General features: G+C 52.6%; 1 rRNA gene. It reads left to right on the forward strand.

Features of this window, described 5'->3' with window-relative positions:
* A 23S ribosomal RNA gene (locus ACTNBU_RS12445) occupies positions 1–2,793 on the forward strand; the annotation flags it as partial.
* Positions 2,794–2,850: the final 57 nt, after the last annotated feature.

A 2,850-nucleotide genomic window follows, 5' to 3' on the forward strand; every position in this document is an offset into this window, starting at 1 on the left:
GAAGGACGTGACAAGCTGCGATAAGCTTCGGGGAGGAGCAAATATCCATTGATCCGGAGATTTCCGAATGGGGCAACCCACATGGACAATATCCATGTAACGTGCATTGAATCAAATAGGTGTACGTGGGGAACCGCCTGAACTGAAACATCTAAGTAGGGCGAGGAAAAGACATCAACCGAGATTCCGTAAGTAGTGGCGAGCGAACACGGAGGAGGCCAAACCGGTGGATTTATTCACCGGGGTTGCGGACGATCATTTAGCGGAAGTTATCTAGCCGAAGGGTCTGGGAAGGCCCACCACAGAGGGTGAGAGTCCCGTAGGCGAAAGAGAAGGCCGTGAGATCGGATCCAGAGTACCGCGGGACACGTGAAACCCCGTGGGAAACAGGGGGGACCACCCTCCAAGCCTAAATACTACCTGATGACCGATAGAGGAGCAGTACCGTGAGGGAAAGGTGAAAAGGACCCCGGGAGGGGAGTGAAAAAGAACCTGAAACCTTGTGCTTACAAGCAGTCAAAGGCCGTTAACGGCTGATGGCGTACTTTTTGTAGAACGGTCCGGCGAGTTATAGTAACGAGCAAGCTTAAGGTATTCAGTACCGGAGGCGCAGCGAGAGCGAGTCTGAACAGGGCGTATAAAGTTCGTTGCCATAGACCCGAAACCGGGTGACCTACCCATGAGCAGGTTGAAGTGAGAGTAAAATCTCATGGAGGACCGAACCGACCCCCGTTGCAATGGTGGCGGATGACTTGTGGGTAGCGGTGAAATTCCAATCGAACTCGGAGATAGCTGGTTCTCCCCGAAATAGCTTTAGGGCTAGCGTTATGTTAGATTACCGGAGGTAAAGCACTGAATGGTAGAGGGGCTGATAAAGTTACCAACGCCTATCAAACTAAGAATGCCGGCTAATTGATGCATAGCAGTCAGACAGTGTGAGATAAGTTTCATTGTCAAAAGGGAAACAGCCCAGACCTACAGCTAAGGTCCCTAATTCATGCTAAGTGGAAAACGATGTGGAATTGCGAAAACAACCAGGATGTTGGCTTAGAAGCAGCCACTCATTAAAAGAGTGCGTAATAGCTCACTGGTCGAGTGACTCTGCGCGGAAAATATAACGGGGCTAAGCATGGAACCGAAGCTTAGGATTGTCTTTTAGACAGTGGTAGGGGAGCGTTCTGTACGGGGCGAAGTCGCAGCGGGAGCAGCGGTGGACTGTACAGAAGTGAGAATGCCGGAATGAGTAGCGAGAATTATGTGGGAATCATAATGGCCGAAAATCTCAGGTTTCTTGGGGAAGGTTCGTCCGCCCAAGGTAAGTCGGGAGCTAAGCTCAGGCCGAAAGGCGTAGGCGATGCACACACGGTAGAAATTCCGTGACCACCGAAACTTAAGCATGAGGGACACTTGGGGATAACGGAACCCGGGCGTTGGTTGACCCGGGCGAAAGGGAGCGAAATTAGAGTAGCGAAGTCCGTGATGCCCTGAGGCGAGAAAAGCTCATGTGTATGCTAAGGTGCCCGTACCGCAAACCGACACAGGTAGATGAGGAGAGAATCCTAAGGCCAACGGGAGAAGGGTTGTTAAGGAACTCGGCAAGTTGACCCCGTAACTTCGGAAGAAGGGGAGCCTCGAAAGAGGCCGCAGAGAATAGGCCCAAGCAACTGTTTACCAAAAACACAGGTCTATGCTAAATCGAAAGATGACGTATATGGGCTGACGCCTGCCCGGTGCCGGAAGGTTAAGAGGAGATGTTAGCCGCAAGGCGAAGCATTGAATTGAAGCCCCGGTAAACGGCGGCCGTAACTATAACGGTCCTAAGGTAGCGAAATTCCTTGTCAGGTAAGTTCTGACCCGCACGAAAGGCGTAATGATTTGGGCACTGTCTCAACAGCCCGCCCGGCGAAATTGTAGTACTGGTGAAGATGCCAGTTACCCGCAACTAGACGGAAAGACCCCATGGAGCTTTACTGCAGCTTAATACTGAAAATCGGTAATTCATGTACAGGATAGGTGGGAGGCTTGGAAGCACGGGCGTCAGCTTGTGTGGAGCCGCTGGTGGGATACCACTCTTGAGTTGCTGGTTTTCTAACCTGCGGCCGTGAATCCGGTCGGGGGACACTGTTAGGCGGGCAGTTTGACTGGGGCGGTCGCCTCCTAAAGAGTAACGGAGGCGCTCAAAGGTTGGCTCAGCACGGACGGAAATCGTGCAGTGAGTGTAAACGTATAAGCCAGCCTAACTGCGAGACCGACGGGTCGAGCAGTAACGAAAGTTGGAGTTAGTGATCCGGTGGTATGTGAGTGGAAATGCCATCGCTCAACGGATAAAAGCTACCCTGGGGATAACAGGCTGATCTCCCCCAAGCGTCCACAGCGACGGGGAGGTTTGGCACCTCGATGTCGGCTCGTCACATCCTGGGGCTGAATTCGGTCCCAAGGGTTCGGCTGTTCGCCGATTAAAGTGGCACGCGAGCTGGGTTCAGAACGTCGTGAGACAGTTCGGTCCCTATCTGTTGCGGGCGTAAGAGATTTGAAGGGAGCTGTCCTTAGTACGAGAGGACCGGGATGGACGTACCTCTGGTGCACCAGTTGTCCTGCCAAGGGCATAGCTGGGTAGCTATGTACGGACGAGATAAACGCTGAAGGCATCTAAGCGTGAAACTCCCCCTAAGATGAGATCTCTCACTCCTTATGAGGTAAGGGCCCAGGAAGACTACCTGGTTGATAGGCCGGAGGTGGAAGCGTGGTAACATGTGAAGCTGACCGGTACTAATAGCCCGAGGGCTTGACCTACGAATGAAGCAGGCGGCCTGAAACGTAAGTCATACATTGTTCGGTTTTGAGGGTGCA

This window comes from Dysosmobacter sp. HCP28S3_G4 (assembly GCF_052065175.1).
Taxonomy (GTDB): Bacteria; Bacillota; Clostridia; order Oscillospirales; family Oscillospiraceae; genus Oscillibacter.